The following is a 26,081-nucleotide window of genomic DNA, read 5'->3' as shown; positions in this document are numbered from 1 at the left end:
CCGGTGGTGGGCCGCGTGGGCGGTGGCCGCGTCCAGGACCGCGCACAACCGGGCCATCCCGTCCTCCTCGGCCTCCACCCACACCCGGCGCCGGGCCAGCGCCGCCCGGTGCCGGACGGCCGCGCTGCCCCCGGGCAGGCCCTCCCGCAGCCGCCGGGCCGCGGCCTTCAGCTGGGCCACCGTGCTCACCGGCGCCCGCTCCAGCAGCCGCCCCGCCACCCGCCGCACGTCCTCCACCGCAGGCCCCTCCTGCGGGGCCGGGCTCAGCTGCCCGCCCACCAGCCCCCGCCACAGCTCGGCGATGACCTCCGCCTGCCGGACCCCGATCGCCCCGGCCTCCAGGGCGGTGAGGACCTCGGGCAGGGACACCACCAGGATGATCGCCTGCTCCACCCGCCGGATCGCGGTCACCACCGGCAGGTTCAGCCCCGCACCGATCTCCTCGGCGACCTCCAGCACCGTCCGGTGCTCCAGCTCCGGCAGACGGTGCCCGAGCCGGCGGGCCCGGGCCGTGAGCCACCGGGCCCGAGCGGCCCGATGGCGGGTGTGGGCGGCCTCCTGCAGCACCCACATCCGGTGAACCACCCGCAGCTGCCGGCCCGCCGCCGCAGCCTCCGCCCGCGCCTCCCCCAGCAGCTCCACCACCGCCTGCGCGTAGTCCTGCTCCAGGACCGCCAGGAACGGATCCTCCGGCAACAACTCCCCCGACAAGGGATCCCCCGGGAAGGGCTCCTCCGGCTCCCGCGGCGCATCAGCGGTGGTGGTCATGCTCCATCATCCCCACCGGCTCCGACACCCTAAGACGTGACGCAGGACATACGGGACCGGTCGTCGGCGGGCGGCCGGGCCAGGAACCGCGGTCTCCCGCGGAACCGGCCCGCGAGTCCGAGACCGCGCCCCGGGAGCGGTTCCCCCATCTGCACGGCCCGGAGGCCCCCTGGCCGTGACTGCGGGTCAGACCCGCTGGGAGACGGCCCGCATGGCCTCCTGCAGCGCGCCCAGGACGAGCGCCACGGCACCCGGTTCGGCGTTCGGGCCCATGAGCCCGATCCGCCACACGGTGGATGCGTACTCCTTCACGCCCGCCCCGATCTCCAGGGAGTAGTGCTCCAGCAAGTGGGCGCGGACCGCGGCGGAGTCCACGCCCTCGGGCACCTTCACCGTGGTCAGCTGCGGCAACCGGTACCCCTCGGCGGCGAAGAGCTCCAGCCCCATCTCCTGAAGTCCCGCATGCAGGGCGTCGCCGGCCGCTTGGTGCCGGGCCCACACGTTCTCCAGCCCCTCGTCCGCGATCCGCCGCAGCGCCGCGTCGAGGGATGCCACCATGCCCGTGGGCGCGGTGTGGTGGTATGTCCGGGTCCCGCCCCGGGCCTCGCCCGCGTAGCCGCCGAGCATGCCGAGGTCGAGGTACCACGAGCGAGGACGCAGCACGCGGCGCTCGAACGCGGCGTCGGAGATGGTGAAGGGGGCCAGGCCGGGCGCCACGCCCAGGCACTTCTGCGTGCCGGCGTAGCCGATGTCCACGCCCCAGTCGTCCGCGCGCAGCTCGATGCCACCGATCGACGTGACGGCGTCCACGAGCAGCAGCGCGTCCCCCTTCTGCTCCCCCAGCGCGGCGATGTCCGAGCGCACCCCGGTGGAGGTCTCGGCGTGCACGGCCGCGATGATCTTGGGCGACGGGTGGGCCTCGGCCACCCGCTGCGGATCGACCGGCTGGCCGTAGGGGAAGTCCACGCGCACCACCTCCGCGCCGCACCGGGAGGCCACGTCGCACATCCGCTCACCGAAGAGCCCGTTGACGGCGACGACGACGACGTCGCCCTCCTCCACGGTGTTGACGAAGGCCGCCTCCATGCCTGCCGAGCCGGTGGCGCTCAGCGGCAGCGTGCGCCGGTTGCGGGTCCCCCAGACCTGGCGCAGGCCCTCGCACGCGCTGTCCATGACTTCCAGGAAGACCGGGTCCAGGTGCCCCAGCAGCGGGTGGCCCAGGGCCGCCGTCGCCTCCGGGTACGGGTTGGACGGACCGGGACCGAACAGTCGGCGCTGGATCATGGGCACGGGCTCTCCTCGATGTGACGGGAATTCTGGTCCACGGACCAGGGTAGCGGCGTCCGTCGCCGCGGCCGCCGGCGGCTTCGACGACGCCGAGTTCCACGACTACGTCGCCGGGCCGCCGCACGAGTGGTCGCTGCCGGTGCGCCCGGTCGCGCCCGAGGAGCGCACCGCGCCGTTCGAGGCGTGGGCCGCGAACGGCTCACGCACGGAGTACCGGCGACGGGGCCCGCGGAGTGCTCCGCGGGCCCCGTCGTCGGTACTCACCCGGCCGGTGTCACAGGGCGTCGAGGAACTCCCCGACGTTCTCCCAGGTCCAGCTGTGGCAGCGCGCCGACCCCATCGCCGCCGGCTTCTCCCGGTGCTCGGACTCCAGCCAGAGGCCCATGAGCGGTTTGCCCTCGGCCGTGGCGCACCGGATCGGCCACAGGGCGGCGTCCGACGTCGGGGTGTAGCCGCCGATGAGCGCGATCACTCCGTCGGAGCGTCGGATCCGCTCCAGGACGTCCTTCTTCCAGGTGGGTGAGTTCGGCCCTTCCGCCGGGGACTTCAGGAACCGGGCCGAGGCCCCCGCCCTGGACCACTGGGTGGTGAACAGTCTCCGGAACAGCTCGTCCTCTTCGGCACAAGCCAGATACACGGTCTTCGGCGCCATTGCCAACGACCTCCTTGCACAATTGCTTCGGTTGTGGTCTGCGCCACAATAACCGGGTCGCATCCCTGCCGAAGAGTCGCGTGCGATACTCCCGGGGAGTACGTCGTTTTGTGTCATACGCATCCGGTCCTGCCGGTCCCGTCCTCGCCTCCGGATCGCTCCGCGGCGGACCGGCGGAACTCGGGACCGCCGGATTCCCCGAGCACCCGCAGAAGGTCCGCGGCCACACTGACGGCGACGACCGCTGGAGCCTTGCCGGGCACGTCCGGCAGGCCGATGGGGCACACGATACGGTTCACAGCGGCCTCGTCGTGCCCCTCCCCGCGCAGCCGCGCCCGGAACCGTGTCCGTTTGGCCCGCGAGCCGATCAGACCGACCGATCCGAGGTCGTCCCGGCGCAGGGCGGCGTCGCACAGCACGAGGTCCTCGGCGTGGTCGTGGCTCATCACCAGCACGTGCGCGCCGGCCGGCAGTGCGGCGAGCACGCGCTCCGGTGCGGGGACGCAGTGGACGTGCACTTGCGCGGTGCCGCCCGTGACGTCGGCCAGCCGCTCCGGGACGAGAGCGTCCTCCCGGCTGTCCACCAGGTGCAGGCGCAGGGGCAGCCGGGAGAGCACCCGGGCGAGCTCGTGCCCGACGTGCCCCACGCCGAAGACCGCCACGACCGGCCGGGCGTGCAGGGGCTCCAGCAGGACACTGACCGCTCCTCCGCAGCACTGCCGGCCGTGCTCGACGACGGCGTGCTCGGTGAGCTCGACGCCGAGGGTCTCGGGGACACCGGCGCCCGTCGCGAGCAGGACGCGGGCCCGGTCGACGACGGTCGCCTCGAGGTTGCCGCCGCCCACGGTGTCCCACGAGGCGTCCGCGGACACGACCATCTTGGCCCCGGCCTCCCGGGGGGAGTGCCCGCGCACCTCGGTCACGGTCGCCAGCACCGCCGGCACACCCTCCGCGCGCAGGTGCTGCAGCGCGTCCAGCCAGTCCACGTCAGCCCCTCCGGACTGCACCCGGGGCGGCGGGCCCGGAGGCCGCGGCGCGGCGTGCCTCCTCCAGCGCCCAGTACACGGCCTCGGGAGTGGCCGGGCAGGCGAGCGCGGTGCTGCGGCCACCGGGCCCGAAGGCCGCGACCGCCTCCCGCAGGGCCTCCCGCACGCTGAGCGCCAGCATGAGGGGCGGCTCCCCCACCGCCTTGGAGCCGTAGACGACCCCGCTCTCCGTGGCGCGCTCGAAGAGGTGCACGTGGAACTCCCCGGGCATCTCGGAGAAGCTCGGCAGCTTGTAGGTGCTCGCGGACCGGGTGTCGAGCCGGCCGCGGTGCGGGCCGTCCGAGACGTCCCAGCGCAGGTCCTCCAGGGTCAGCCAGCCGGCGCCCTGGACGAAGCCGCCCTCGATCTGCCCGACGTCGATCAGCGGGGAGAGGCTGTCGCCGACGTCGTGGACGATGTCGGCGCGCAGCAGACGGTGCTCCCCGGTCCACCCGTCGACCTCCACCTCGGCGACGGCCGCCCCGTAGGAGAAGTACTTGAAGGGCTCCCCCTGCATCCGGGAGCTGTCCCAGTGCAGCCCCTCGGTGCGGTGGTAGCCGGCGGCCCAGAGGGAGACCCGCTGCGCCCAGGCGTCGTGCGCCAGGTCCTCGAACGCGATGTCGCGGTCGGAGAAGCCGATCCCGGTGACCCGCCCGCCCGCGAAGCGGACGTCGTCGGGATGGATGTCCAGCTGCCGGGCGGCGACCTCCGCCAGCCGGTCGCGGATCTGCTCGCACGCGTTCTTCACGGCCCCGCCGTTGAGGTCCGAGCTGGAGCTCGCGGCGGTCGCGGACGTGTTGGGCACCTTGTCGGTGCGGGTGGGCGCGAGCCGCACCGCGGCCAGGGGGACGCCGAGGGCCGTGGCCGCGACCTGCCGCATCTTGGTGTGCAGGCCCTGTCCCATCTCGGTGCCACCGTGACTGAGCAGCACGGAGCCGTCCTTGTAGACGTGCACGAGGGCGCCCGCCTGGTTGAAGGCCGTGAAGTTGAACGAGATGCCGAACTTCACGGGCGTCACGGCCAGGGCCCGGCGCCGGTCGTCCTGCGCCGCGTTGAACGCCGCGATCCGCTCGCGGCGGCGCCCGACGTCGGCCCGTTCCAGCAGCTCCGTCCACACCGCGTGCAGCCGTTCGGCGTGCCGTACGGGCTGCCCGTAGGGGGTGGACTGCCCGGGGGCGTAGAGGTTGCGACGGCGCAGCTCCGCGGGGTCGATCCCGAGCAGCGGGGCGCACCGGCCCATGATCTCCTCGACGACGAGCATGCCCTGGGGCCCGCCGAAGCCGCGGAAGGCCGTCTGGGACGTCTTGTGCGTCCTCGCGACCCGGCCGTGGACCTCCACGTGCGGGATCCAGTAGGCGTTGTCGACGTGGCACAACGCACGGGCCAGCACCGGCTCGGAGAGGTCCAGACTCCACCCGCCGTCACTGGTCAGGGTCGCCCGGAGCGCCCGGAGCCGCCCGTCGTCGTCGAACCCCGCCTCCCAGCGGGCGTGGAAGGGGTGCCGCTTGCCGGTCAGGACCATGTCCTGGGCGCGGGTCAGCCGCAGGCGCACCGGCCGTCCCGTCAGGACGGCGCCCAGGGCGGCGACGGCGGCGAAGCCGTGCGGCTGCATCTCCTTGCCGCCGAAGCCGCCGCCCATCCGCAGGCACTGCACGGTCACCTCGTGGCTGCGCAGGCCCAGCACGTGGGCGACGATCTCCTGGGTCTCCGTGGGGTGCTGCGTGCTGCACTGCACGAACACCTGCCCGGCCTCGTCCACGGTCGCGAGCGAGGCGTGGGTCTCCAGGTAGAAGTGCTCCTGCCCGCCGATCTCGATCTCGCCTCCGAAGCGGTGCGGGGAGCTCTCCAGTGCCGCGGCGGCGTCGCCCCGGCGGACCGTGGGCCGCAGGCCCTGGAAGCTCCCGGCCTCGACAGCCTCCGCGATCGTGAGCAGGGCCGGCCGCGGCTCCCACTCCGTCCCGACCGTCTCGGCGCCCCGCCGCGCTGCCTCCGGGGACTCGCCGAGCACCCAGGCCACCGCCTGGCCGTGGAACATGACCTCCTCCGGGAACAACGGCTCGTCCTGCTTGGTCCCGCTGTCGTTGACGCCCGGGACGTCGGCGGCGGTCAGCACGCGGACCACCCCGGGCAGCCCGAGCGCCGGGCCGGTGTGCAGTGCCGTGAGCCGGGCGTGGGCGTGCGGCGCCTGGACGGGCCAGGCGTGGAGCACGTCCCGTCCGCCGGCCGCGAGGTCGTCGGTGTAGAGCGCCGTTCCCGTGACGTGCGCCGCCGCACTCTCGTGCGGCACGGGCAGCCCCACCACGGGGTCCACGGGACGCTCGGCGAGGGACCTCACCGGGACACCGCCTCGTCCCGGGTCTGCGCCCAGAACCGCGGCAGCGCCTGCCCGAGCACGGCCGAGCGGTAGCGGGCGGTGGCCCGCACGTCGTCGATCGGGGTGCCCTCGCCGGAGAGCACCGCCGCCGCGGCGTCGGCCGTCTCCCGGGTCCAGGGACGGCCCGCGAGCGCCTCCTCCGTGGCCCGCGCCCGCAGCGGTGTGGCCGCCACCCCGCCGAGGCCGATCCGCACGGCCGCGACGGACCCGGCCTCCAGCCGCACCGCGATGCCGACGGCCACGGCGGAGATGTCGTCGAGACGCCGCTTGGCCACCTTGGCGAACGCCGCGTGCGGAGCGAGGGGCAGCGGGATCCGCACCGCCCGGATCACCTCCCCGGGACGGCGGACCGTGCGCCGGTATCCGGTCCAGAACTCGTCCAGGCCCACCTCCCGCTCCCCCTCGGCCGAGGCCAGGAGCACGGAGGCCTCCAGGGCGAGCAGGGCGGGCGCCGCGTCGCCGACGGGCGAGCCGGTCCCCAGGTTGCCGCCGAGGGTGGCCGCGTTCCGGATCAGCCGGGACGCGAAGCGCGGGAGGAGCTGGGCCAGCAGCGGCACCCTGCCGGCCAGCTCCCGCTCGAGCTCGGAGAGGGTCAGTGCCGCCCCGATCTCGATCCGGTCGGCGCCGAACTCGAGACGGCGCAGCTCGTCGAGCCGGTCCACGGCCAGGACCAGCCGTGGCCGGTCGTGGCGGAGGTTGACCTCCACGCCGGTGTCCGTGGACCCGGCGACGACCTGCGCGCCGGGGTGCTCGCCGAGCTGCGCCAGGAGCTCCGCGAGGGAGGCCGGCCGCACGAAGCGCGCCCCGCCGGACGCCAGCCGGGTGGGCCGGGCCGCGGGGGCGGGTTCGGTCCGGCGCCGCCCCAGGGCGTCGTCCTCCCGGGGGGCGCCGAGGGCGTGGGCGGCGTCCCGGATGGGCCGGTAGCCGGTGCAGCGGCAGAGGTTGCCGCCCAGGGCGTGGAGGTCGAAGCCGTCGGGTCCGCGCTCGGGGTCCGTGAAGGGCTCGTCCCCCGTGTCCGCGCCGGGACCCGGTGCCCCGGCCGTGTCCGGATGCCGGTCCGGGCGGTAGTACTCGGCAGCCATGGCGCAGACGAAACCGGGGGTGCAGAAGCCGCACTGGGAGCCGCCGCGCTCGGCCATCTCCCGCTGGACGGGGTGCAGCCGCTCGGCCGTGCCGGGTCCGGCTGCCGTCCCGAGACCCTCGGCGGTGACGACCTCCTGGCCGTCGAAGGCCGCCGCAGGGGGCAGGCACGCGTTGACGGCGGTCCAGCGGCTGCGGCCGGGACCGTCGGGACGGGCCACCAGCACGGCGCACGCCCCGCACTCGCCCTCCGCGCAGCCCTCCTTCGCCCCGGTGAGGCCCTCGGCGCGCAGCCAGTCCAGCAACCGGGTGTGGGGGCCGGCTCCGAGGCCGTTGCGCTCCCGGCCGTTGACCGTCACGCGGATGCCCTCCATGCCGCCTCCTTCGTGCCGCGCCTCGGTGGGTGCGAGCCTATACCCGCCGTGCACTCCGGCGGAGGAGCTCGACCGCCGGAAGCAGCCCGACCGCTGGAGGGTGCCGGACCGGTGGCGGCACCGGCGGACGCGGCGGGCAGCCCGCGGACGCGGAAGGGGCCCGCCGCCTCCGCAGAGGTGACGGGCCCCGTCCGCGGCCCTGCCGCGGCTGTCCCGGGGACCGGGCTCAGATCAGGTGGTCGGTGAGGTGGTCGGGGGTGCCGAAGCGGTGGGCGGTGATGCTGACGGCCTGCTCGCGCAGGAACGGCAGCAGCTCCACCCGGCCGGCCCCGGTCACGGGGTCGGCGTAGACCGCCACGTCGGGGCGGCCACCCGTGGCCTCGATGAAGGCGGCACGGTCCCCGCCGATGAGCCGGACGCGCCCGGCCCCGAGTCCGGCGGCCCCGGCGAGCCACGCGGCGTCGTCCTCCACCCTCACCTGCGCGCCTCGGCCGGCGAGCACGGAGCGCACCGCGGCGGGCAGCTCGAGTGCCGAGGAGACCGTGATCGGGGCGCCGGCGCGGAGGCCCGCGGCGACCACCCGCACCAGCGCGGCCAGCGGCTCGCCCTCGGACAGTCGCACCGTGACGGGCAGGGGCAGGTAGCGGAAGATGTTGCGCTCGGCGTAGAGCCGCGAGACGTCCTTGGCCACGCCGAACTCCTCCGCCCAGACGGCGGCGTCGTTGCGCAGGGCGCGCTCGACCCGGTCCGCCTCGCCGGCGGGCAGGGCGCCGCGGGCGGCCTCGAGCAGCTCGGCCACCGGCCCGCTCTGGACCGGGCGTCCGGTGCCGCGCAGCTCGGCCGGCTCCCAGCCGCCGAGGCCGATCAGGTAGTTCGGCCCGCCGGCCTTCGTGCCCGGCCCGACGGCCGACTTCTTCCAGCCGCCGAAGGGCTGGCGCTGGACGATCGCACCGGTGATCTGCCGGTTGACGTAGAGGTTGCCGGCCTGGACGCGCTCGAGCCAGTAGCCGATCTCCTCCGGGTCCAGGGAGTGCAGCCCGGCGGTCAGCCCGTACTCGACCTCGTTCTGGATCGCGACGGCCTCCTCCAGCGTCTCGGCGGTCATCACGCCCAGGACCGGACCGAAGTACTCGACGTGGTGGAACTCGGAGCCGCGCCGCACCCCGGAGCGTACACCGGGGGTCCACAGCTTCCCGGACTCGTCGAGCTGCCTCGGCTCGACCACCCACGACTCGCCCTCGTCGAGGGTGGTCAGGGCCTTGAGCAGCTTGCCCTCGGCCGGCTCGGTCAGCGGGCCCATCTGCGCGGCGGGGTTGGTCGGGGCGTCGACGGTCAGGGAGGTGACCGCGTCCACGAGCTGGTCGTGGAAGCGGCGGGACGTCGCCACGGAGCCGACCAGGATCACGAGCGAGGCCGCCGAGCACTTCTGACCGGCGTGGCCGAACGCCGAGTAGGCGACGTCCTTCGCCGCGAGGTCCAGGTCCGCGCTGGGGGTGACCACCAGGGCGTTCTTGCCCGAGGTCTCGGCCAGCAGCGGCAGATCCGGGCGGAAGGAGCGGAACAGCTCGGCGGTCTCGTAGGCGCCGGTGAGGATGAGCCGGTCCACGGCCGGGTGGGTGATGAGCTGCCGGCCCAGGGCACGCTCCGACAGGTCCACGAGGGCGAGCACGTCACGGGAGATCCCCGAGGCGTCCAGGGCCTCCCAGACGGCCTCGGCGACCACGGCCCCGCAGCGCTTGGTCGGGCCGGCCGGCTTGAACACCACCGGGGAGCCGGCGGCCAGGGCCGCCAGGACGGAGCCGGCGGGGATGGCCACCGGGAAGTTCCACGGCGGGGTCACCACCGTCAGCCGCGCGGGCACGAAGCTCGCGCCGTCGACGTCGTCGAGCTCGCGGGCGCGCTCGGCGTAGTAGTGGGCGAAGTCGATGGCCTCGCTGATCTCCGGGTCGGACTGGTCGAGGGTCTTGCCGGCCTCGGCGGCCGCGACCTCCAGCAGCGGTCCGCGGCGGGCGGCCAGGGCGTCCCCGGCCCGGTGCAGGACCTCGGCGCGCTGGGCCCCCGAGAGGGCGGACCAGCCGCGGCCGGCCTCCAGCGCCGCGTCGATCAGCCGGGTCAGCTCGGCCTCGTCCTCGACGCGGGCGGCGGTGACGGTGTCCACGCCGACCCGGGAGCCGGGCACGCGCTCCAGGATCGCCCGGCCCCACTCCCGGTTGACGGAGATGGCCGGGTCCGTGTCGGGCGTGCTGGCGAACCCGTCGGCCGGCGCCGGCGGCTCGGGCAGGCGGCGGTCCTGGACCCGGTGGGGCAGGGGCACGGTGTCGTCGAGCTCGGCGAGGGAGGACAGGAACCGCTGCTGCTCGCGGGCGAAGAGCTCCTGGTTCTCGGAGAGCTCGAACACGGCGGACATGAAGTTCTCGGAGCTGGCGCCCTCCTCGAGCCGGCGGACGAGGTAGGCGATCGCCACGTCGAACTCGGAGGCGCGCACCACCGGGGTGTAGAGGAGCAGGGAGCCGACGTCACGCTTGACCGCCTCGGCCTGACCGGTGGCCATGCCCAGCAGCATCTCGAACTCGACGGCGTCCTGGACCCCGCGCCGTCCGGCGAGCAGCCAGGCGAAGGCGATGTCGAAGAGGTTGTGCCCGGCCACGCCGATCCGGATCGCGTCCGTGTGCTCGGGCTGCAGGGCGTAGTTGAGGACCCGCTTGTAGTGGGTGTCGGAGTCCTGCTTGGTGTGCCAGGTGGCCAGGGGCCAGTCGTGCAGGGAGGCCTCGACCTGCTCCATGGGCAGGTTCGCTCCCTTGACCACGCGCACCTTGACCGGGGCGCCGCCGGCCGCGCGGCGGGCCGAGGCCCACTCCTGGAGGCGGATCATGGCCTCGAGGGAGTCCGGCAGGTAGGCCTGGAGCACGATCCCGGCGCCGAGGTGCTGGAACTGCGGACGGCCGAGGAGGCGGGTGAACACCGCGACGGTCAGGTCGAGGTCCCTGTACTCCTCCATGTCCAGGTTGATGAACTTCGGCGTCGGGGAGGCCGCGGCCTGCTCGTAGAGCGGGGTGAGCTTCTCGACGACCTCGGCCACGGCCTCCTCGAAGGCCCACGGGGAGTGGGGGCCGACCACGGAGGAGACCTTGATGGAGACGTAGTCCACGTCCGGCCGGGCCAGCAGCTCGTGGGTGCCCTGCAGTCGTCGGTCCGCCTCGTGGGTGCCGAGCACGGCCTCGCCCAGGAGGTTCACGTTGAGCCGGACGCCGTTCTTGCGGATCTTGGCGATCGACCGGCCCAGCTTGCGCTGGTCCGCGTCCACGATGAGGTGGCCGACCATCTCGCGCAGGGCCCTGCGAGCGACGGGGATGACGACGCCGGGGGCCACCGGGGCGAGGACGCCACCGGCGCGCACCGCGGTCCGCAGGTACCAGGGCAGGAACGCCGGGACCTTCGGGGCCAGCCGCGCCAGGTTGCGGGCCGCCACGGCGTCGTCCTCGGGGCGGATGACGCCGTCCACGAAACCGACCGTGAAGTCGAGGCCGCTGGGGTCCTTCAGGACCCCCGCCAGGTTCCGGGCCGAGGAGTCCACCGGGAACTGCTCCGCCTCGGTGAGCCAGCGGCGCACCAGCGCCACCGCTTCCGAGGCCAGGGCGCCGGGGATCTCGGCATGGGAAACGGTGTGACCGGTCCGGAGCTCGGCGGGGGTCTGCGCGGGCGCGGGGACGGGGATCGTCGTCATAGAGGCATCTCCCTGGTTTGGGCCCCGATGTGGTGGGCCGAAATCTTCTGGTAACACCCACTATGCGGCCCGTTTGGATTCGGATAAAGTGATGTTTTCCACGGATGATTCGTCAGAAGATCTGAAGAGTTCGAGGGGGTCCCATGCTGGATGTGCGCAGGCTGCGCCTGCTGCGCGAACTTGCCCTGCGGGGGACCCTCGCGGAGGTCGCCGAGGCCCTCAACTTCAGCCCCTCCGCCGTCTCCCAGCAGCTCTCCGCCCTCGAGAAGGAGGCGGGCGTGCCGCTCCTCGCCCGCGCCGGCCGGCGGGTCCAGCTGACGCCCCAGGCGGAGATCCTCGTGGCCCGCACCGACGAGCTGCTCGACGTCCTCGAGCGCGCCGAGGCGGAGCTCGCGGCCTCGCTCAGCACGGTCACGGGCACGGTCCGCGTGGCCGTGTTCCAGTCCGCCGCCCTGGCCCTCATGCCCGACGTGCTGGGCATCATGCGCCGGGAGCACCCCGAGGTGCGGATCGAGATGGTGCAGGCCGAACCGGAGCGCGCCCTCTACGAGACGTGGACCCGGGAGTTCGACGTCGTCGTGGCGGAGCAGTACCCCAGTCACGCCGCAGCACACCACCCGGACCTGGACCGGCGCCGGCTCGTCACGGACGCCATCCGCCTGGCCGTCCCGCCCGGACCCGACCACGCTCACATCACGTCCCTGCAGGACGCACGCGAGCTGCCCTGGGTCATGGAGCCTCGCGGGGCCGCCTCGAGGCACTGGGACGAGCAGCTGTGCCGGCAGGCGGGCTTCGAGCCGGACGTGCGGTTCTCGACGGCGGACCTCCAGGCACAGACCCGGCTCGTGGAGTCCGGCAATGCCGTGGCCCTGATGCCGGACCTCATGTGGGCCACCGGCCACTCCCCCTGCCGGCTGGTCGGCCTGCCCGGGAACCCACGGCGCACGGTGTTCACCTCCATCCGCGGCTCCAGCGCCCACCGCCCCGCGATCCTCGCCCTGCGCAGCGCGCTGGAGACGGTGGCCGCCGAGCTGGCCGGGCGGATGGACTGAGCACGGTTCAGATGTTGGACCCGTCCGGCGGCACGTCCCCCGGCGGACGGACGGGGGCGCCACCTGGCCCGGCACCCTCGGGACACTGCAGCCCGAGGGAGTAGGCCGTCATCGAGAGGGAGCCGTAGGAGTAGCCGTCCACGAGCACGTGGGTGTCGGCCGGCCGCGTGGCCCCGGCCGCGCCCGCGAGCCCTGCGAGGTACAGCGCCGGGATGAAGTGGTCCGGGGTGGGCACGGCCCGGCGCCAGTCGCGGTGCGCGTCGAGGGTGGCGACCTCGGTCGGGTCCGTGAGGATCCGCTCCTTGGCGTCCTCGTTGAACCGCCGCGCCCAGTCGTAGCCGTCGTCGGTGAGCCTCCAGTCCATGCCGCGGAGGTTGTGCACGATGTTGCCGCTGGCCACGATCAGCACCCCGGCCTCCCGCAGCGGTGCGAGGCGGGCGCCGAGGTCCAGGTGGTAGTCCAGGGGCTTGTCCGCGTTGATGCTCATCTGCACCACCGGGAACGAGGCGTCCGGGAACGCGTGGGTGAGCACCGACCACGTGCCGTGGTCGATGCCCCAGCTGTCGACGTCCGCGCCGACCCACGTGGGGTGGACGGTGTCGCTGATCTCCTCGACCAGGCCGGGCAGCCCCGGCGCCGGGTACTGCACGTCGAAGAGCTCCTGCGGGAAGCCGTAGAAGTCGTGGATCGTCCGCGGGGACGGCATGGCCGTGACCGCGGTGGCGTTGATGTACCAGTGCGCGCTGACCACCAGGATCGCGCGGGGCCGCGGCACCGACTCCCCGAAGGCCCGCCAGGCGCTCGTGTACCGGTTCGTCTCCAGGGCGTTCATCGGGCTGCCGTGCCCGAAGAAGGCCGCGGGCATCGGACCGGTCGGGGCGGGGGTCTCCGTGCTCATCGCGGCTCCTCGGCACCGGCCCGCCGGCGGTGGCGGGCCTCTGCGACCATCCTGCCGGTCGGATCCGTGCGCGCCAAGGACCCGCGGCTGCCGACACGACCGCCCTGTGCGGTCCGGCAGGAACTCGTAGGGTGGAGGACGTCCGCGCGTGACCGCGCCACCGGTCCGCGCACGGCCCACGGAAAGGACCCGCCCCGATGACCGAGCTTCCGAGCACCGCCTCCGCGGCCGGACGGAACGTCCGGTGACGGCGCCGCGCACGCTCACCGCCGGGCTCGTGGGCTACGGCATGGCGGGCCGCGAGTTCCACGCGCCGCTGCTGCGCGAGTCCGGCGCCCGCGTCACCGACGTCGTCACCGCCGACGCCGGCCGCACCGCCCGGGCCGCCGAGGACTGGCCGGGGGTCAGGGTCCACCGCGACCTCCCCGGACTGCTGGCCGGCTCCCGGCCCGATGTGCTGGTCGTCGCCTCCCCGACCGGACGCCACGTCGAGCACGCGATCGCCGGCCTGGAGGCGGGGATCCCCGTGGTCGTCGACAAGCCCCTGGCCCTCGACCACGAGGGCGCGAGCACGGTCGTCCGGCGGGCCGAGAGCACAGGAACCCCGCTCACGGTCTTCCACAACCGGCGCTGGGACCGCGAGCAGCTGACGCTGCACAGGATCCTCGCCGACGGGGTCCTGGGCACCGTGCACCGGTTCGAGCGGCGCTGGGAGCGGTGGCGGCCGGTGCCCAAGAGCCGGTGGCGGGAGAACGCCGTGGGCGAGGGTGGCGGACTCCTCCTCGACCTCGGACCGCACCTGGTCGACTCCGCGCTGGAGCTGTTCGGGCCCGTGGTCACCGTCAGGGCCGAGCTGCGCTCGCTGACGACCCCGGCCGAGGACGACGTCTTCCTGGCACTGGAGCACGCCTCGGGCACCATCAGCCACCTGTGGGCGGGCAGCCTCGTGGGCGCCCCCGGACCGCGGACCCGCGTCCTCGGCTCGGCCGGTGCCTTCCTGGTGCCCGGCCACGACGACGCCGCCGGCCCCTTCGACGCCCTGGCGCCGGGGGACGGCATGACCGGGCTGCTCGTCCACGGCACCGAGACCACCGCCGTCCCCACCGCCCCCGGCGAGCCCGCCGACTTCTACCGGGCCGTGGCGCGCTGGCTCCTCGAGGACGGGGAGGTCCCCGTGGACCCCTGGGACGCCGTGGACACCGCCGCGGTCCTGGACGCCGCCCGGCGCAGCGCCGCCACCGGCACGGCGGAGGCACCCGCACCCCGGACGGGCCGACCCGGGTGAGCGCCCTGATCACCACCACCTCCCGGCACCGGGACCGCTGACACCCCCGGCCCGGGAGCACCGGGCCACGCCCCGCCCCTGCTCCTTGCGCCTGCGAAAGGCCCTGCCATGGCACTCTCCAGCCCGGGAACCGCACCGGCGCCCGAGACCCGGATGCGCCGTGCCCGCACCGGTGTCGCCCTGCTCTTCCTCACCAACGGCGCCCTGTTCGCCAACCTCCTGCCCCGCTACCCGGAGATCAAGGCCGATCTCGAGCTCTCGAACGCCCAGTTCGGGCTGGCCGTGGCCGCCTTTCCGCTGGGCGCCCTGGTGGCAGGTCTCGGCGCGGCAGCGCTGATCCGCCGGTTCGGCTCGGGCGCGGTCGCGGTGACGGGCACCGTGGCCACGGGAACCGGGGTCCTGCTCGCGGGCCTGGCCCCGTCCTGGGCGCTGCTCGCCCTCGCCCTGCTGGCCGCCGGGGCCGCCGACGCGGTCACCGACGTCGGCCAGAACTCCCACGGGCTGCGCGTCCAGCGCCTCTACCGGCGCTCCATCCTCAACTCCTTCCACGCCGTGTGGAGCATCGGGGCCGTGCTGGGCGGGCTCATGGGGGCCGGCGCGATCATGGCCGGGCTCTCCCGCGGGGTGCACCTGGGGATCTCCTGCCTGCTCTTCGCCGGCGTGGCCCTGACCGCTCACCGGCTGCTGCTGTCCGGCCCGAACCCCAGGTCCGCATCCGGTGGCCCGGCCGACGACGGCCGGATCGGGATCCCTCGCCCGGGCCCGCGCACGTGGGCGGTGCTCGTGGCCCTGGTCCTCATCGCCACCTCGGGGGCCCTGGTCGAGGACGCCGGCAGCACCTGGGCGGCCGTCTACCTCTCCGGATCCCTGGGCGCGGCGGCCCCGGTGGCGGCGCTGGGCTTCGTGGCGCTGGTCGGCGCGCAGTTCGTGGGCCGGCTGGCCGGGGACCGGCTCGTGGACCGGTTCGGGCAGCGCGCGGTCGCCCGCGCGGGAGGGCTGATCGTGCTCACCGGCATGGGACTGGCCCTGGCGCTGCCCTCGGTGCCCGGGACGGTCGCCGGGTTCGCCGCCGCCGGCTTCGGGGTCGCCACCCTGGTGCCCGCGGCCATGCACACCGCCGACGAGCTGCCGGGCCTCCGGCACGGCACGGGCCTGACCGTGGTCAGCTGGCTCATGCGCCTGGGCTTCCTCTGCTCCCCGCCCCTGGTCGGGCTCGTCGCCGACGCCACGAGCGTGCGCACCGGCCTGCTCGTGGTTCCGGTCGCCGGAGTCCTCGTCGTCGTCCTGGCCGCGGTGCTGCCCGCCCGGCAGGCGGCCCCGGGGTCCGGAGCGCGGGCCACGGCCGCCGCGGACGGCACCTCGGTCCGGGGTCCGGCAGGCGCTGCCGGAGGGCCCCGCACGGGCCATGACGGGACGGGAGGCGACGCGGGCCACGACACCGGGCGCCGGTGATGGGACACTCGGTGACATGACCGAGACCCACCGGTACGACGTGGAGGTCCTGCACCTGCTCGTGTCCCCGGGGCACGCCTACTTCGGCCGGGCCCGGGACGGTCCCGCGGACGTGCCCACGACGGACGCCGACCGGGTCGAGCTCGTGGCGGGCAAGGGCGTCGTCGGCGACCGGTTCTTCGGCAAGGCCGCGCACATGGACGCCGCCGTCACGCTGTTCGCCGTCGAGGCCCTCGAGGCCGTCGCCGCGCAGCTCGGCGCCGATCCGTTCGACCCCCTCCTGACCCGGCGCAACGTGGTCCTGCGCGGTGCGCAGCTGGCCCCGCTGCTGGGCGAGGAGTTCGCCCTGGAGTCCAGCGGCGGGCTCGTGCGGCTGAGAGGCGGGCGGCCGGCGAACCCCTGCGCCTGGATGGACCGCGTCCTGGCCCCGGGCGCGCACGCCGCGATGCGCGGCCGGGGAGGCCTGCGCTGCCGGGTCCTCTCCGACGGCGTGCTGCACCGGGGCCCGGCCGTGCTGCTCAGCCCGGTGCCCCTCGAACCGGAACGGGCCGGTGAGGCCGTGCTGCGGCGCCCGTCACGGCTGCCGTAGGACGGATCGGGCAGCGTCGCCCGCCCGGCTCCCCGGCGTCGCCGGGGAGGCCGCCGGTCCCCGTTCTCCCCTGCGTGCCCTCCCGCGTCCTCTTCCCCGGTTCCCTTCTCCGGCGCGCTCGGCCATCGTGGGAAGCGCCCACAGCCCGCACGAGCACGGAGGCCCACGATGAGCGAGGACCGACCCACCTGGTACACCGCCGAGGAGATCGCCGCGCGAGTGCCCGCCGACCGGGCCCGGCGGCTCGTGGAGACCGTGCTGCGGGAGGGGTTCGACCCGTCGACGGATCCCGCCCGGGTCTCCACCCCGGCAGGGTCCGGGCACCTGCTCCTGATGCCCTCGACGATCGGCGGCTGGACCGGGGTCAAGGTCGCCTCGGTGGCACCGGGCAACGCGGAGCTGGGGCTCCCCCGGATCCAGGCGGTCTACGTCCTGATGGACTCGCAGACCCTCACGCCCCGGGCGCTGCTGGAGGGATCGGTGCTCACAGCGCTGCGCACCCCGGCCGTCTCCGCGGCGGCCGCCGACGCCCTCGCGCCCGCCGGGGCGGAGCACCTGGTCGTGTTCGGCACCGGCCCCCAGGCCCTCGGCCACGCCGAGGCCCTCGCGCGGATCCGCGCCCTGCGGCGGATCACCGTGGTGGGACGCCGTCCCGGGAAGGTCCGGGAGGTCGTGGACCGGCTCGGCCGGCTCGGACCGGAGGTGGTCGCGGGCACGGCCGAGGACGTGGCCCACGCGGACGTGGTGGTCTGCGCGACGTCGTCGCCCGAGCCGCTGTTCGACGGGGCCCTGGTGCGGGACGGCGCCTGCGTGGTGGCCATCGGATCCCACGAGCCCGGCCGCCGCGAGCTGGACGACCGGCTCATGGGCCGCTCCCTCGTGGTGGTGGAGGACCCCGCCACCGCCCTGCGCGAGGCCGGCGACGTCGTGCTGGCCGTCCGGGCCGGGGCGCTGGCCGAGAGCTCGCTGGTGCCGCTGCGGGACGTGGTCACGGGTGGGACGACCCGCCGGGAGGACGCCCCCAACGTGTTCAAGGGCGTCGGGATGTCCTGGCAGGACCTCGCGGTGGCCGTGGGGGTGGTGGCCCCGGAGGCCTGAGCCCGCGGGACGACGCTCCCGGGAGGTCCGGTGCCGGCGGCCCCGGCCGGGTCCGGGTCCCTAGCCGGGAGCGCCGAGGGCGCGGCGGAGCCTGGGGTCGGCGACCTGCTCGAGCAGCCACGGGCTGAGCAGGAACGGCGCGGAGCGCGCCGCGGCGAGGAGGTCTCCGGGTGCGACCCACGCGACCTCGGCGACCTCCGAGGGCTGGGGCCGGGGCTCGCCCGAGGCACGCGCCACGAAGACGGGGCAGAACTCGTTCTCGACCACTCCGGACGCGTCCACGGCCCGGTAGCGGAACTCGGGCAGCACCTCCGTCACCCCCGTCAGCTCGAGCCCCAGCTCCTGGCCGGCCCGGCGGGCGACGGCGACGGCGAGCTCCTCCCCGGGGCCCGGGTGGCCGCAGAAGCTGTTGGTCCACACCCCGGGCCAGGTCTTCTTGCCGAGGGCCCGGCGGGTCAGCAGCAGCCGGCCGTCGTCGTCGAGCACGTAGCAGGAGACCGCGAGGTGCAGCGGGGTGTCCGCGGTGTGCACCGTGGCCTTGGGCGCGGTGCCCACGGGTCGGTGGGCGTCGTCGAGGAGGACGACCTCTTCGGTGGGCATGGCTCTCGTTCCGGTGGTCGGTGGCGGGTCCGGCACCATTCTGGCAGTCGCGGCGGGCCCGCGGCACGCCCGCCCGCCGCGGGTGCCGAGTGGACAACCCAGCGCTCCCGGAGCACGATCAGGGACCATGCGACGACGACGGCCCCGCCCCGCGCCCCTCCCCCTGCGGGACGGCGTGGACCCGGTGCGGGTGCGGCTACCGGTGGACGCCGGGCCGACGACGCTCCGCTGCTGGCTGCTGGACCGTTTCCCCGCCTCAGCGGCGGAGCTGGAGGACCTCTTCGCCTCCGGCGGGATCGTCGACGACGCCGGCCGGGCACTGGGCCCCGGCGCCGCGCTCGTGCCGGGCGGGTCGGTCTGGTACCACCGACCGCTGCCGGAGGAGCCGGAGCTGCCCGGGGACCTGCCGGTCCTGTTCGAGGACGAGTGGCTGCTCGCGGTCGACAAGCCGCACGGTCTGCCGACCACCCCGCGCGGCGGGTTCGTGGCGCAGAGCGCGCTCGTGAAGCTGCGCCGCTCCCGGGGCGAGGACCGGCTCTCCCCGCTGCACCGGCTGGACCGCGGCACGGCCGGGGTCCTCCTCCTCTCCCGCGACCCCGGGACCCGCGGCCGGTTCCAGGTGCTCTTCCAGGACCGGGCCGTGGCCAAGGAGTACGAGGCCGTCGCGGCCCACCGGCCCGCGCTGGAGCTGCCGCGCACGGTCGAGTCCCGCATCGTCAAGGACCGCACCTCGCTGCAGGCCCGCGAGGTGCCGGGGCCGGTCAACGCGCGCACCGTCGTCGAGCGCTCCGGCACGACCTTCGCGGACGACGAGGGCGTGTGGGCCCGCTACGCCCTCCGGCCCGAGACCGGCCGCACGCACCAGATCCGGGTGCACCTGGCCGGCCTGGGCATCCCCGTGCGCCACGACCCCCTGTACCCCCGGGTGCGCCCCGCCGGGGCACCGGCCCGGCCCCTGCAGCTGCTCGCGCGGCGGATCGCGATCACCCACCCGGTGACGGGCGAGCCGCTCGTCGTCGAGAGCCGGCGGGCCCTCGGGGCAGGCGCGTGAACCGGGGCTCCGCCGCTCGGGCGCGGCACCGCGTGCCCGCGCCGGACGTCGCCCGGGGCCTCATGCTGTGGGTCATCGCGGTCGCCAACATCACCGTCTGGATCTGGGCGCCGGGACCCACGGACGGTCCCCGGGACCGCACCCTCGGGGACGGCGCGACGTCGACGTCGTGGACGCTCGACGACGTCGTCAACATGGCGATGTCGACGCTCGTGGACGGCCGCGGCTTCCCCCTGTTCTCCTTCCTCGTGGGCTACGGCGTGGGCCAGATCGCGGCCCGGGAGGCCGCCCGGGGCGCCCCCCTCCCCGCGGCCCGGCGGCTGTTGCTGCGCCGCTACGGGTGGCTGTTGCTCTTCGGCGTGGTGCACGCGCTGGTGCTGTTCCCCGGGGACATCATCACCGCCTACGCGGTCGGCGGGCTGCTGCTCGCGGTGCTCATCGCCGAGAGCACGACGACGCTGGTCGTCCTGGCCGGGATCGGCTCCGTGCTCATGGCGCTCTACGGCGCCGCGAGCTGGGCCGTCCGGAGCCCCGGCACCCCGCCCTTCCCCGGCCTCGTGGCGGACACCGTGCCGGAGCGGATCGCCCTGGGGCTCGGGGACGGGCTGCTCGTGGTCTCCTTCGCCCCGTTCCAGCTGATCGGTCTGCTGCCGATGATGCTCCTGGGGACCGCCCTGAGCCGCTACCGGGTCCTCGAGGACCCCGGGCCCTGGCGCCGCCGGCTGACCGGGGCGGCCCTGGCGGGCCTCGGCGCGGGCCTGCTCACGGGCGCCGGGACCGGCCTGCTCACCACGGACATGCTCGAGCCCTCGGCGACCGCCGGCGGTGTGCTCAACGCCGCCGACGCCGTGGCCGGGGCCGTCCAGGGCGTCGGCTACGCGTTCCTGGTGGCGCTGCTGTGCGCCCGGGCGCGGCGTCGCACCGGAGCGCGTGGGACCAGGGTCCCCCGCGGCGGGAGTCCGCACGGCCGGGGTGCGCACGGCGGCGCGGCGCCGCCCGGAGTCCCCCACGGCACGGCCGTGCCGCTGCGGGCGCGGGAGCACCCGGGCCTGTGGTCGCTGCAGGCCCTGGGGCGGCGGTCCATGAGCGGCTACCTCGCCCAGTCCGTCCTGTTCACCGTGCTGATGCCTCCGTTCGCGCTGGGCCTGGGCCGTGCGCTCTCGCCCACCGGCGCCCTGCTGCTGGGCTCCGCCGTGTGGCTGGCCACGCTGCTGGGCGCCGTGCTGTTGGAGCGCCGCGGCCTGCCCGGTCCGGCCGAGGCGGCGCACCGGCGGCTGTACGCCGGACCGGGCCGGCAGGAGGACCGCGGCGCCCCGGCGAGCCCGTAGGCTCGGACCGAGCACCTCTCCCCCACCTCGCCACCAGCACGTCCTGATCACCCGTCATCGTCACCACAGGAGCCGTCATGCCCACCACGACCGCCCCGACCACCACCGGCACCGTGGCCGACGCGTCCGTGCCCGAGCGCGCCGAGAAGGCCGCGCACTCCGTCCGCGAGCTGTTCGCCCGGCGCGCCCTCGGCGTGCCCGGCACCCTGCTCGGCGCACCGGCCCACCCGCACCCGGAGTCGCGCCGGGCCCCGTGGCACTACTGGTGGCAGGCTCACCTGCTGGACGCCCTCGTGGACGCCGGGCTCCGGCAGCTGGCCGCCGGCCGGGAGGACCACGCGCGCGAGCTGCGCCGGGAGGGCCACCGGCTGCTGCGGGGCATCACCCTGCGCAGCGGCGGCCGCGTGGTCAACAACGCCTACTACGACGACATGGCCTGGCTGCTGCTGGCCGTGGGCCGCCTCGCCGACCTGGACCGGGCCCTGACCGGCCGCCCGGCGATGGACTGTCTGGACGCGGGCGCGGCCCTGGTGGCCCGGTTGGAGCAGGGCCACACCGGGGACCTCGGCGGCGGGGTCTTCTGGAACACCGGCCACGACGTGAAGAACACCGCGTCCTCCGGCCCGGCGGCGCTCGGCTTCGTGCGCACGCACCGCCCGGAGCGTGCGGCCGCCGTGCTCGGCTGGCTGCGGGAGCGGCTGTGGAACCCGGAGCGGAGGATCTTCCACGACGGCCTCCGGCTGGTCGCCGCCGGGTCCGGGTCCGAGGTGACCCGCCTCGACGAGAGGGTCTTCAGCTACAACTCCGGGCCGGTGCTGGCGGCCCTGCTCGAGCTCGCGGACGCTGCGGGCACCCCGGCGGCGCAGCGCCAGGAGCTCGTGCGGGCGGCCTCCGACGTGGTCTCGGGAGCGGCCGAGGAGTTCGGCAGGGACCTCGGCGGGCACCGCGTCCTGCGCACGCACGGCGGGGGCGACGGCGGGCTGTTCACCGGGATCCTGGCGCGCCACCTCGCCGACGCCGCCCGGCACCCTGCGCTGCCCGAGCAGGCCCGCCGGACCGCGGGCGAGCTCGTGACGGCGACCGCCGGCGCCCTGTGGGCCGGCCGCCGGGAGTTCGATCCCGCCGTGGACTTCGCCGTGCCGGGCACCACGGCGTCGACGGTGGTCGGCGAGACCGTGGCGATCTTCTCCCCCGACCCCGCACGGCATGCGAACGAGGCCCAGCGCCCGGGCGTCCCGGTCGAGCTCTCGACCCAGGTACAGGCGTGGACGGTCCTCGAGGCGGCCGCACGACTGGACGCGGAGGGCCTCTCCGCTGTGCGCTGAACCGGCCGCCGGGGCCCGCGGATCCGTGGCCCCGCCAGGCCCGGTGGGATAGAACAGCACTATGAACTTCCTCCGCACCCCCGATCCGAACCCCGGTTGGCTCAACGAGGACGACCTCCGGGAGGCCCGGCGCCGCCTGCCGATGGTGTACGTGCAGGCCCTGCCGGTCCGCCTCGACCCGCTGGGCTACCTGTCCGAGATCGGGCTGCTGCTGCAGGCGACGGAGCAGGGCGAGATGATGTACACGTTCGTCTCGGGGCGGGTGCTCTACCGGGAGACCATCCGGGCCGCGCTGCTCCGCCACCTGGAGAAGGACCTCGGCACCATGGCGTTCCCGCAGCTGCCGGTGTCCACCACGCCGTTCGCCGTCGCGGAGTTCTTCCCGTCGCCGTCCGAGACGGGTCTCACGGACGACCGCCAGCACGCCGTGGCGCTGAGCTACATCGTCCCCGTGCGCGGGGAGTGCAATCCGCGGCAGGACGCGCTGCAGCTGTCCTGGATGAGTCCCGAGGAGGCGCTCAGCCCGGAGGTGCAGGCGGAGTTCGCCGGCGGCCGGGGCGACCTGGTGCGCCAGGCCATCGCCCACGCCGGCTGGGGCCACTGACCGGAGTGCCCGCCGCCCCCTCCCCCGCCGGCCGGTCCGCCTTCGGCTTCCGGATCGAGCACCGCCTCGCCGACACCGCGCGGATCGCCGGCGAGCGCGTGCGGGCCAACGGCGGGGAGTTCCGCGGCCGGACCGGGACGATCGCCACGCCCCACGGCGTGATCCGGACGCCGGCATTCGTCCCCGTGGCCACGGCCGCCGCCGTCAAGGCCGTCCTGCCCGAGTCCATGGCGCAACTGGGCGCCCAGGCGCTGCTCGCCAACGCCTACCACCTCTACCTCCAGCCCGGCGCGGAGGTCCTCGACGCGGCGGGCGGGCTGGGCGCGTTCATGAACTGGGACGGGCCCACGTTCACCGACTCCGGGGGCTTCCAGGTCATGTCCCTGGGCTCGGGGTTCCGGAAGGTCATCGACATGGCGGGCGCGGCGGGCCCGGCCGTGGGCGACGACGACGTCGCGGCCGGCAGGGAGCGGCTCGCGCGCGTCGACGACGACGGGGTCACGTTCACCTCGCACATCAACGGCGACGTGCACCGGTTCACCCCGGAGATCTCGATGCAGGTCCAGCACCGGCTGGGGGCCGACATCATGTTCGCGTTCGACGAGCTGACCACGCTGCACAACTCCCGCGGCTACCAGGAGGTCTCCCTCGAGCGGACCCGGCGGTGGGCGCAGCGGTGCGCGGCCGAGCACGCCCGGCTCACCGCGGAGCGGGCCGGGAAGCCCTACCAGGCGCTCTTCGGTGTGGTCCAGGGCGCGCAGTACGAGGATCTGCGCCGGAAGGCGTGCCGCCACCTCGCGGCCATGGACCTCGACGGCTTCGGCATCGGCGGCGCCCTCGAGAAGGAGAACCTCGGCACGATCGTGCGCTGGTGCACCGAGGAGCTGCCCGAGGACCGGCCCCGGCACCTGCTCGGCATCTCGGAGCCGGACGACGTCTTCCGCGCCGTCGAGAACGGGGCCGACTCGTTCGACTGCGTCTCCCCCACCCGGGTGGCGCGCGCGGGCACCGTCTACGCCCCGGACGGGCGGTTCACCGTGAGCAACGCCCGCTTCCGCACGGACCTGTCCCCGATCGACGACGGCTGCGACTGCTACACGTGCACCCACTACACCCGGGCCTACCTGCACCACCTGTTCAAGGCCAAGGAGCGGCTGTCCGCGACGCTGACCTCCATCCACAACGAGCGGTTCGTGGTCCGGCTGGTCGACGGGGCGCGGGAGGCCATGGCCGAGGGCGACTACTTCGAGTACCGGGACGAGGTCCTGGGCCGGTACTACGGCGGCTGAGCGCCGCCCGGATCACGGGGACCGCCCGTCCCCCGCGAGGGCGGCACGGCGGTGGGCGGCGTGCCGCTCCACCCGGGCCAGGTCCCGGGCGGCGGGCCCGCCGTCCCGGTACTGTGCGAGCAGCACGTCGACGTGCTCCCGCACCAGCCGGCGCACGGAGGGGTGCACGGTGGCGGCCTCGACACGGGCCGCCAGGTCCACCAGGGCCAGCACGACCTCCGCGTGCCCCGCGACGTGCGGGCGGATATGGTCGAAGGGCATGTCCACGACCTCGTCCAGCCCCACCACCGCGTAGTGCAGGCGCGGCACCCCGTCCACCAGGACCGTGTTCCCCGGCAGCGGCCTGGAGACGGCCGCCACGATCCCGGCCGCGACCTCCTCCACGGCGTTCATCGCGGTGTAGGGGTCGTTGGTGCTCGGGGACAGGGCCCGCACGGCGAGCTCCACGACCTGCTGCTCCGCGAAGCGCACGTCCTGGTCCGCCGAACGGGAGTCGCCCAGATGCACGGAGCGACGCAGCCTCCCCTCGAGCTCCCCCGCCCGGTCTCCGGGCCACACCCGGAACAGCGTCTCCCGCGGCAGGACGTGGTCGCCCACCCGCGGGACCAGCTCCACCACGACGTCCTCCCCCTGGACGCAGGACCGGAGCCGTTCGAAGCTCACGTCGACGATGTAGCCGACCGACCCGGCGGTGATCTCCCCGCCCCCGATCCGGTCGCCGACGGTCCGCACCACGTCCTCCGGCGCCTCCTCCGGGTGCCACCGGTCGATCACCCCCAGCAGCCGCCGGCGCGCCCCGTGGACGAGGGTGTCCACCTGGATCGAGTCGGCGATGTGGTGGATGAAGTACACCACCAGGGCCACGTTCACCACGGCCAGGAGCACGGCCAGGTTCACCGCGAGGTGCGGGACGAACGGCTCCGCGAGATCCTCGGAGGCGGACCTGATCGTGCGCAGCACCAGCAGGGCGTAGATGAACGTGGAGACCAGCACGCCCAGCACCACCTGGTTGGTCCGGTCCGCCATGAAGTTGCGCACCAGCCGCGGGCCGTAGGTGGAGCTGGCCGTCGCGATCACGGAGATCGTGATGGAGAACGCGGTCGCGGCCACGGCCAGCATCGACCCGCCGATCGCCGAGAGCATCGACCGTGACCCGTCGATGCCCAGCGCGTAGACCCACGAGATCCACGGCGAGTCCAGGTTCTCGGGCAGCCACCGGTCCACGGCCACGGCTCCCTGCGCCAGGGCGACGGCAGCCACCACGCACGCCCCCGGCACGAACCAGAACCGGTTCAGCACCCGACGCCAGGACCCGGAGAACTTGTTCATGGCGACAGCCTACGATCCGGGCGGACGGACACCCGGGAACCGGCCTCGCGAGCACTGCGGCGCCGCCTCCACGGGGCACCGCTGTTCCGTGATGTCACTGCTGCGTGATGTCACTGTTCCGCGGCCTCACTGCTCCGTGGCCTCCGGGGACGCGGCGGGGTCCTGGTCCCCGGACGGGCCCACGTGCCGCGAGCGCCGCCACGCGATGACCGCGACCACCACCACGACCGCCCACGAGGCGGCCACGGCCGCCAGCGCCGGCCAGGACGGGCGGGACGTGAACGCGCCCACCGCGGCGAAGCTGACCTGGCCCGGTGCCGCCCCGAGCAGCGTGGCGCCGACGTAGTCGCGCTGCGGGATCCGGACGAGACCCGCCCCGTAGCTGAGCGTCCAGTTGGGGACGACGGGCCGCAGGACCAGCACCGTGAGGAAGCCCTTCCCCTCGAGCTTGGCCTCGACGGTCCCGATCCGGTGGCCGGCCAGGCGGTAGAGGGCGTCGCGGCCCAGGAACCGGGCCAGCCAGTAGCCGAGCCAGGCCCCGGTGGTCGAGGCGACGACGCCCACGGCGCTGCCCTGGGCCATGCCGAACAGGAAGCCGCCGGAGACGGCCATGATGGTCACGGGGATGGGCGTGGCGGCCACGAGCACGAAGACGCCTGCGAACACTAGCGGGCCCCACGCCCCGAAACCGTCGACGAACGCACGGATCTCGTCCACCGTCGGCAGCTCGTAGCTGATGAGGTACCAGACGGCCACGGCGAGCAGGGACAGGAGCGCGCCGGCCTTGAGCGCGGTGAGCCACACCGGCCGGGTGCCGGGTCGGTCGGCCCCCTGGCCCCGCGCGGGTTCGGTGCTCACGAGCGACACTGTACCGACCGGCGCGGCGGGGACGGATCC

The 26,081-nt window shown here is 75.0% G+C and carries 22 protein-coding genes; 10 read left to right on the top strand and 12 right to left on the bottom strand.

Features of this window, described 5'->3' with window-relative positions; genetic code table 11:
- The 8 genes from ACH9EU_RS16075 to ACH9EU_RS16040 all read right to left on the bottom strand — a co-directional run.
- On the bottom strand, positions 1-768 hold a 768-nt coding region (locus tag ACH9EU_RS16075; RefSeq protein ID WP_396414909.1), incomplete at its 3' end, for a DUF222 domain-containing protein.
- Between the two features lie 186 nt (positions 769-954).
- A complete protein-coding gene (locus tag ACH9EU_RS16070) occupies positions 955-2,052 on the bottom strand; it encodes an aminotransferase class V-fold PLP-dependent enzyme (RefSeq protein ID WP_396414908.1) in 1,098 nt (365 codons plus the stop codon).
- A 105-nt stretch (positions 2,053-2,157) separates the two neighbouring features.
- A complete protein-coding gene (locus ACH9EU_RS16065) occupies positions 2,158-2,319 on the bottom strand; it encodes a hypothetical protein (protein WP_396414907.1) in 162 nt (53 codons plus the stop codon).
- A gap of 10 nt (positions 2,320-2,329) precedes the next feature.
- Entirely contained in the window at positions 2,330-2,707 is a 378-nt protein-coding gene (locus ACH9EU_RS16060; RefSeq protein ID WP_396414906.1) for a TIR domain-containing protein, read from the bottom strand.
- Between the two features lie 113 nt (positions 2,708-2,820).
- A complete protein-coding gene (xdhC, locus tag ACH9EU_RS16055; RefSeq protein ID WP_396414905.1) occupies positions 2,821-3,693 on the bottom strand; it encodes a xanthine dehydrogenase accessory protein XdhC in 873 nt (290 codons plus the stop codon).
- A gap of 1 nt (position 3,694) precedes the next feature.
- Positions 3,695-6,067, bottom strand: coding sequence for a xanthine dehydrogenase molybdopterin binding subunit (gene xdhB / locus ACH9EU_RS16050; protein ID WP_396414904.1), 2,373 nt, complete (start codon positions 6,065-6,067; stop codon positions 3,695-3,697).
- Positions 6,064-7,560, bottom strand: coding sequence for an FAD binding domain-containing protein (locus ACH9EU_RS16045; RefSeq protein WP_396414903.1), 1,497 nt, complete (start codon positions 7,558-7,560; stop codon positions 6,064-6,066). The genes xdhB and ACH9EU_RS16045 overlap by 4 nt, the downstream gene beginning before the upstream one ends.
- A gap of 226 nt (positions 7,561-7,786) precedes the next feature.
- Positions 7,787-11,284, bottom strand: coding sequence for a bifunctional proline dehydrogenase/L-glutamate gamma-semialdehyde dehydrogenase (locus ACH9EU_RS16040; RefSeq protein WP_396414902.1), 3,498 nt, complete (start codon positions 11,282-11,284; stop codon positions 7,787-7,789).
- A gap of 143 nt (positions 11,285-11,427) precedes the next feature.
- On the opposite strand from ACH9EU_RS16040, the gene ACH9EU_RS16035 reads away from it, so the two are divergent.
- On the top strand, positions 11,428-12,336 hold the full coding sequence (locus ACH9EU_RS16035) for a LysR substrate-binding domain-containing protein (protein ID WP_396414901.1): 909 nt from the start codon (positions 11,428-11,430) through the stop codon (positions 12,334-12,336).
- A 7-nt stretch (positions 12,337-12,343) separates the two neighbouring features.
- Here the strand turns inward: ACH9EU_RS16035 and ygiD are convergent, their stop codons facing one another.
- Positions 12,344-13,234, bottom strand: a complete 891-nt coding sequence (gene ygiD / locus ACH9EU_RS16030; protein ID WP_396414900.1) for a 4,5-DOPA-extradiol-dioxygenase — start codon at positions 13,232-13,234, stop codon at positions 12,344-12,346.
- Between the two features lie 244 nt (positions 13,235-13,478).
- On the opposite strand from ygiD, the gene ACH9EU_RS16025 reads away from it, so the two are divergent.
- The 4 genes from ACH9EU_RS16025 (at position 13,479) to ACH9EU_RS16010 (ending at position 17,658) form a co-directional block, all read left to right on the top strand.
- The gene (locus tag ACH9EU_RS16025; protein WP_396414899.1) at positions 13,479-14,519 is read left to right on the top strand and encodes a Gfo/Idh/MocA family protein; all 1,041 of its coding nucleotides are present in this window, start codon (positions 13,479-13,481) and stop codon (positions 14,517-14,519) included.
- A gap of 108 nt (positions 14,520-14,627) precedes the next feature.
- Positions 14,628-15,971, top strand: a complete 1,344-nt coding sequence (locus ACH9EU_RS16020) for an MFS transporter (protein WP_396414898.1) — start codon at positions 14,628-14,630, stop codon at positions 15,969-15,971.
- A 16-nt stretch (positions 15,972-15,987) separates the two neighbouring features.
- A complete protein-coding gene (locus ACH9EU_RS16015) occupies positions 15,988-16,560 on the top strand; it encodes an MOSC domain-containing protein (RefSeq protein WP_396414897.1) in 573 nt (190 codons plus the stop codon).
- 168 nt (positions 16,561-16,728) lie between these two features.
- Complete coding sequence (locus ACH9EU_RS16010) at positions 16,729-17,658, top strand: ornithine cyclodeaminase family protein (protein WP_396414896.1); 930 nt, start codon at positions 16,729-16,731, stop codon at positions 17,656-17,658.
- A gap of 60 nt (positions 17,659-17,718) precedes the next feature.
- Here ACH9EU_RS16010 and idi read toward each other — a convergent pair whose 3' ends face one another.
- A complete protein-coding gene (gene idi, locus ACH9EU_RS16005) occupies positions 17,719-18,258 on the bottom strand; it encodes an isopentenyl-diphosphate Delta-isomerase (RefSeq protein WP_396414895.1) in 540 nt (179 codons plus the stop codon).
- Positions 18,259-18,385: 127 nt separating this feature from the next.
- Here idi and ACH9EU_RS16000 point away from each other — a divergent pair, with 127 nt between their 5' ends.
- From ACH9EU_RS16000 to tgt, 5 genes are all read left to right on the top strand, one after another.
- Positions 18,386-19,309, top strand: a complete 924-nt coding sequence (locus ACH9EU_RS16000; protein WP_396414894.1) for a pseudouridine synthase — start codon at positions 18,386-18,388, stop codon at positions 19,307-19,309.
- Positions 19,306-20,637, top strand: a complete 1,332-nt coding sequence (locus tag ACH9EU_RS15995) for a DUF418 domain-containing protein (RefSeq protein WP_396414893.1) — start codon at positions 19,306-19,308, stop codon at positions 20,635-20,637. Before ACH9EU_RS16000 ends, ACH9EU_RS15995 begins: the two co-directional genes overlap by 4 nt.
- Before the next feature lie 77 nt (positions 20,638-20,714).
- Positions 20,715-21,962, top strand: a complete 1,248-nt coding sequence (locus ACH9EU_RS15990) for a glycoside hydrolase family 76 protein (RefSeq protein ID WP_396414892.1) — start codon at positions 20,715-20,717, stop codon at positions 21,960-21,962.
- A gap of 61 nt (positions 21,963-22,023) precedes the next feature.
- Positions 22,024-22,566, top strand: a complete 543-nt coding sequence (locus ACH9EU_RS15985) for an NUDIX hydrolase family protein (RefSeq protein ID WP_396414891.1) — start codon at positions 22,024-22,026, stop codon at positions 22,564-22,566.
- A gap of 5 nt (positions 22,567-22,571) precedes the next feature.
- Positions 22,572-23,855 carry a tRNA guanosine(34) transglycosylase Tgt gene (gene tgt, locus ACH9EU_RS15980; protein ID WP_396414890.1) on the top strand — a complete coding sequence of 428 codons (1,284 nt, stop codon included), beginning with the start codon at positions 22,572-22,574 and terminating at the stop codon, positions 23,853-23,855.
- Between the two features lie 12 nt (positions 23,856-23,867).
- Here tgt and ACH9EU_RS15975 read toward each other — a convergent pair whose 3' ends face one another.
- Positions 23,868-25,184, bottom strand: a complete 1,317-nt coding sequence (locus ACH9EU_RS15975) for a DUF2254 domain-containing protein (RefSeq protein WP_396414889.1) — start codon at positions 25,182-25,184, stop codon at positions 23,868-23,870.
- Between the two features lie 126 nt (positions 25,185-25,310).
- Positions 25,311-26,042 carry a VTT domain-containing protein gene (locus ACH9EU_RS15970; protein ID WP_396414888.1) on the bottom strand — a complete coding sequence of 244 codons (732 nt, stop codon included), beginning with the start codon at positions 26,040-26,042 and terminating at the stop codon, positions 25,311-25,313.
- Positions 26,043-26,081: the final 39 nt, after the last annotated feature.

The sequence above is a fragment of the Kocuria rhizosphaerae genome, from assembly GCF_044462265.1.
In the GTDB taxonomy this organism is placed as follows: Bacteria; Actinomycetota; Actinomycetes; order Actinomycetales; family Micrococcaceae; genus Kocuria; species Kocuria rhizosphaerae.
This window is presented reverse-complemented; position numbering and strand designations above follow the sequence as displayed.